At 64.1% G+C, this 4,551-nt stretch carries 5 protein-coding genes; 3 read left to right on the forward strand and 2 right to left on the reverse strand.

What is annotated here, in order from left to right:
• Window positions 1–49: 49 nt before the first annotated feature.
• Window positions 50–1,735 carry a 30S ribosomal protein S1 gene (gene rpsA, locus ABGA94_RS04240; protein ID WP_005416230.1) on the reverse strand — a complete coding sequence of 562 codons (1,686 nt, stop codon included), beginning with the start codon at window positions 1,733–1,735 and terminating at the stop codon, window positions 50–52.
• A gap of 198 nt (window positions 1,736–1,933) precedes the next feature.
• Window positions 1,934–2,611, reverse strand: a complete 678-nt coding sequence (gene cmk / locus ABGA94_RS04245; protein WP_049411481.1) for a (d)CMP kinase — start codon at window positions 2,609–2,611, stop codon at window positions 1,934–1,936.
• A 197-nt stretch (window positions 2,612–2,808) separates the two neighbouring features.
• On the opposite strand from cmk, the gene ykgO reads away from it, so the two are divergent.
• The 3 genes from ykgO to ABGA94_RS04260 all read left to right on the forward strand — a co-directional run bounded on the left by ykgO (window position 2,809) and on the right by ABGA94_RS04260 (window position 4,486).
• Window positions 2,809–2,934: a type B 50S ribosomal protein L36 gene (ykgO, locus tag ABGA94_RS04250; RefSeq protein ID WP_005409283.1), complete on the forward strand. Its 126-nt coding sequence runs from the start codon at window positions 2,809–2,811 to the stop codon at window positions 2,932–2,934.
• A 175-nt stretch (window positions 2,935–3,109) separates the two neighbouring features.
• Window positions 3,110–3,409, forward strand: a complete 300-nt coding sequence (locus ABGA94_RS04255) for a hypothetical protein (RefSeq protein ID WP_227837998.1) — start codon at window positions 3,110–3,112, stop codon at window positions 3,407–3,409.
• A gap of 39 nt (window positions 3,410–3,448) precedes the next feature.
• Complete coding sequence (locus tag ABGA94_RS04260) at window positions 3,449–4,486, forward strand: agmatine/peptidylarginine deiminase (protein ID WP_005416227.1); 1,038 nt, start codon at window positions 3,449–3,451, stop codon at window positions 4,484–4,486.
• Window positions 4,487–4,551: the final 65 nt, after the last annotated feature.

Below are 4,551 nucleotides of genomic sequence, written 5' to 3' on the forward strand. Positions count from 1 at the left end.
CCGGGCAATGCCCGGGCCGTCCAGGAAACAACGAACAGCCTAAGGCCGATTACTCGGACTTGTTGCCGTTCAGCTGTGCACGCAGCAGCGCGCCCAGCTGGGTGGTGCCGCTGGAAGCCGAAGAGGACTGGTATTCCTCCAGCACTTCGCGCATTTCAGCGTCGTCCTTGGCCTTGATCGACAGCTGCAGGGTACGGCCCTTGCGGTCCATGCCCACGAACTTGGCTTCGACCTTGTCGCCGACCTTCAGGTGCTGGGTGGCGTCGTCAACGCGCTCGTTGGCGATGTCGCGGGCCGAGACGTAACCTTCGATGCCGTCAGCCAGCTCGATGATCGCGCCCTTGGCGTCGACTTCCTTCACCACGCCTTCGACCTTGGAACCCTTCGGATTGGCAGCCATGTACTGGCCGAACGGATCCTGCTCCAGCTGCTTCACGCCCAGGGAGATGCGCTCGCGCTCCGGATCGACGGCCAGGACGACGGCGTCCAGGGTATCGCCCTTCTTGAAGTTGCGAACGACGTCTTCGCCGGTGGTGTTCCAGCTGATGTCGGACAGGTGGACCAGGCCGTCGATGCCGCCGTCCAGGCCGATGAAGATGCCGAAGTCGGTGATCGACTTGATCTGGCCCGACACCTTGTCACCCTTCTTGTGGGTGGCAGCGAAGGTTTCCCACGGATTGGCGGCAACCTGCTTCATGCCCAGCGAGATGCGGCGACGCTCTTCATCGACGTCCAGCACCATCACTTCGACTTCATCACCCACCTGGACAACCTTGGACGGGTTGACGTTCTTGTTGGTCCAATCCATCTCGGAGACGTGCACCAGGCCTTCGACGCCCGGCTCGATCTCAACGAACGCACCGTAATCGGTGACGTTGGAGACCTTGCCGAAGACGCGGCTGTTGGCCGGGTAACGACGGCCGATGTTGTCCCACGGATCCTCGCCCAGCTGCTTCAGGCCCAGCGAAACGCGGTTGCGCTCGCGGTCGAACTTCAGCACGCGGACGTCCAGCTCGTCGCCGACGTTCACGACTTCCGACGGGTGACGCACGCGCTTCCACGCCATGTCGGTGATGTGCAGCAGGCCGTCGATACCGCCCAGGTCCACGAACGCGCCGTAATCGGTCAGGTTCTTGACGACACCCTTCAGGATCGCGCCTTCCTGCAGCTTGTCCATCAGCTGCTCGCGCTCTTCCGAGTGCTCGCTTTCGACGACAGCGCGGCGCGAGACCACGACGTTGTTACGCTTGCGGTCCAGCTTGATGAGCTTGAACTCGAGTTCCTTGCCTTCCAGGTAGGCCGGATCGCGCACCGGGCGCACATCGACCAGGGAACCCGGCAGGAAGGCGCGGACATCCTTGATGTCCACGGTGAAACCACCCTTGACCTTGCCGCTGATGCGGCCGGTGATGGTTTCGTTCTTTTCCAACGCTTCTTCCAGCTCGTCCCACACCATCGCGCGCTTGGCCTTCTCGCGCGACAGGACGGTTTCGCCGAAGCCGTTCTCGATCGAGTCGAGGGCGACCTTGACGATATCGCCTTCGGCGACGTCGATTTCGCCAGCGTCGTTACGGAACTGTTCGATCGGCACGATGCCTTCGGACTTCAGGCCAGCGTTGATCACCACGACGTCGCCGCGGACTTCAACAACGGTACCGCTGACGATGGCGCCCGGCTTCAGCTTGGCCAGGTTGGCCTGGCTGGCTTCAAACAGTTCGGCAAATGATTCGGTCATTAGATTTACTCTGTTGGACACATGGGTCGGTGGCGTCCCCTTCAGGGGAATGGCGACCGCCCGCCTGTTGGTCGACCCCGGAAACGCAGGTCGTGTGTAGTAGGAAAACCGCCACGCATCATTGCGCGACGGAGCGGGTACAGCACTGCTATGCGCGACCACCGCCGATGCTGCTGGCAGTGCTCCCGCGCGAACGGATCAGGCAGCCGGAACCGGAAGCAGATCCATCACTCGGGCAACGACATCATCGATGCCGATGCCTGTGGTGTCGATGAGGACAGCATCGTCTGCCGGCTTCAGGGGCGCCACGGTACGCTGAGCATCACGGGCGTCGCGGGCCATGATCTCGCGCAGGAGGTCATCAAAGTTAACAGAAACCCCCTTGTCTTTCAACTGCTTATGCCGGCGCTCGGCGCGCTCCTCGGCACTGGCGGTCAGGAAGACCTTGTAGGGGGCGTCCGGAAAGATCACCGTGCCCATGTCGCGGCCGTCGGCGACCAGGCCTGGCAGTTCCCTGAATGCGCGCTGGCGCTCCTTCAGGGCGGCCCGGACCTCCGGGATGGCGGCAATGGCCGAGGCCAGCGCCCCGGTGGTCTCCAGGCGCAGCTCGTCGGTGGCATCGGTGCCGTTGACCATGACCCGCATGGCATCGCCCTGCTCGACAAACTGAACGTGGGTGTCAAAGGTGCAGCGGACCAGCGCGGAGGCGTCGGAGGTGTCGATGTCGGCCCAGCTTGCGGCCACGCCCACCGCCCGGTACAGCGCGCCCGAATCCAGGTAATGCCAGCCCATCCTGCGCGCGATGATGCGGCTGATGGTACCCTTGCCGGCCCCGGATGGGCCGTCGATGGTCAGGACGGGAGCGAGTGGATTCATGGGGGTCCCAGAGCGTGTGAAGAGGCCATTCTAGCCCCTGCCAGACGCCCCCAGCGGGATCTTTTGTGCAACCACTTGAAACCATGAGGAAAAGCCCGGTAGAATGGCGGGCTTGAACGAGCGTCAACTGCCGATTGTCTTTCGCATATCGCGGCCACGCTCCACCCGAACAACTACTGTTTACGCCGAGGTATGCCATGAAAGTCCTGTCCTCCCTGAAGTCGGCGAAGGCCCGTCACCGTGACTGCAAGGTCGTGCGTCGTCGTGGCAAGATCTTCGTCATCTGCAAGTCGAACCCGCGTTTCAAGGCGCGTCAGCGCTAAGCCTCACAGCCTTCCGGCTGCGGCTGGCCCTATGCGGGGCCGACCCGATGCAAGAAACCGCCTTCGGGCGGTTTTTTGTTTATGCGGCTTTTTCCTGCCGTTTTTGCTGTAATCGCCTTTCTTGACCACTGGGGAGTAGATCGAGATGAAGCGTTACCTGTCCGCCCTGGCCGTGATGGCCACCCTGGCCGCCGCCACACCGGCACTGGCCGACACCCTGCTTGTCGACCGTGCCCGCGAGAAGCCGGCCGGTGCCCTGCCCGTGCGCGGCCAGAGCATGCAGCAGGTGCAGGCGCAGTTCGGCGCGCCCAGCGAACAACTGCAGCCGCGTGGCGGGCAGAAGCGGCAATGGCCGACCATCAACCGCTGGGTGTACCCGCAGTTCACCGTCTACTTCGAGAAGCAGAAGGTGATCGACGTGGTGGCCAACCAGGCGGACCCGAACGAAATCGGCCCGAAACCACCGATCCGTTGATCCCTTTACCCGCCCTGGGCGGGCCTGTGTAGCGAGACCATGAACCAGACCCTTCGTTTTCCTGCCGAGTGGGAAGCCCAGAGCGGCGTCCTGATTGCCTGGCCTACCGCCGACACCGACTGGGCCGACCGCCTGGGCCAGGTGGAAGAGACCTACATCGCCCTGGTCGCGGCCATCACCCGCTTCCAGCCGGTGCTGATCTGCGTGGCCGACGACGATGTGGAGACCTATGCCGAAATGCGGCTGCGCTCCAACCGCATCGACATGGACAAGGTCCACTTCACCACGGCCGCCTACGACGATACCTGGCTGCGCGACTCCGGCCCGATCACCCTGCGCCGCGCCGACGGCGGTTTCCAGCTGCTGGACTTCCGATTCACTGGCTGGGGCGGCAAGTTCGACGCCACCCTGGATGACCAGCTGGTGGGCGTGCTCGACCAGGCTGGCGTGTTCAACGACGCCCCGGTACGCAGCATTCCGTTCGCGTTGGAAGGCGGTGGCATCGAGACCGACGGCGAAGGCACCCTGCTGACCACCTGGAAGTGCCTGCACGAACGCCACCCGGACCGCGACCGCGCCAGCCTGAGCGCCGACCTGGCCGACTGGCTGCAGCAGGACCGCGTGCTGTGGCTGGACCACGGCTACCTGGAAGGCGACGACACCGACGCCCACATCGATACCCTCGCCCGCTTCGCCTCCGCTGACAGCATCGTCTATCAGGCCTGCGACGACGAGAGCGATTCGCACTACGCCGAGCTGCAGGCGATGGGCAACGAGCTGGCCGCGCTGCGCACCAAGGACGGCCAGCCGTATCGCCTGTTCCCGCTGCCGTGGGCGCGGCCGGTGATCGACGAAGGCCGCCGTCTTGCTGCGTCGTACGCCAACTACCTGATCGTCAACGGCGCGGTGCTGATGCCGGCCTATGGCGACCCGGCCGACGACCTGGCCCGTGATGTGCTGGCCCAGGCGCATCCGGGTCGCGAGATCGTGCAGGTGCCTTGCCGCTCGCTGATCTGGCAGAACGGCAGCCTGCACTGCATCACCATGCAGCTGCCGGCCGGGTTGTTGAAGGTCTGAGAAAAGGGAGTGCCGGCCGCTGGCCGGCAACCAGGCAATGCCTGACGGATTGATGGGGATGCCGG

Source organism: Stenotrophomonas sp. 3diitr2024 (assembly GCF_042136455.1).
GTDB lineage: Bacteria > Pseudomonadota > Gammaproteobacteria > Xanthomonadales > Xanthomonadaceae > Stenotrophomonas > Stenotrophomonas sepilia.

What these genes read in the sequence shown, in the direction of transcription:
- ABGA94_RS04260 (WP_005416227.1), top strand. Translation starts at nt 3,449, where the DNA reads ATGAACCAGACCCTTCGTTTTCCTGCCGAGTGGGAAGCCCAGAGCGGC.
- rpsA (WP_005416230.1), bottom strand. Translation starts at nt 1,735, where the DNA reads ATGACCGAATCATTTGCCGAACTGTTTGAAGCCAGCCAGGCCAACCTG.
- ABGA94_RS04255 (WP_227837998.1), top strand. Translation starts at nt 3,110, where the DNA reads ATGGCCACCCTGGCCGCCGCCACACCGGCACTGGCCGACACCCTGCTT.
- cmk (WP_049411481.1), bottom strand. Translation starts at nt 2,611, where the DNA reads ATGAATCCACTCGCTCCCGTCCTGACCATCGACGGCCCATCCGGGGCC.
- ykgO (WP_005409283.1), top strand. Translation starts at nt 2,809, where the DNA reads ATGAAAGTCCTGTCCTCCCTGAAGTCGGCGAAGGCCCGTCACCGTGAC.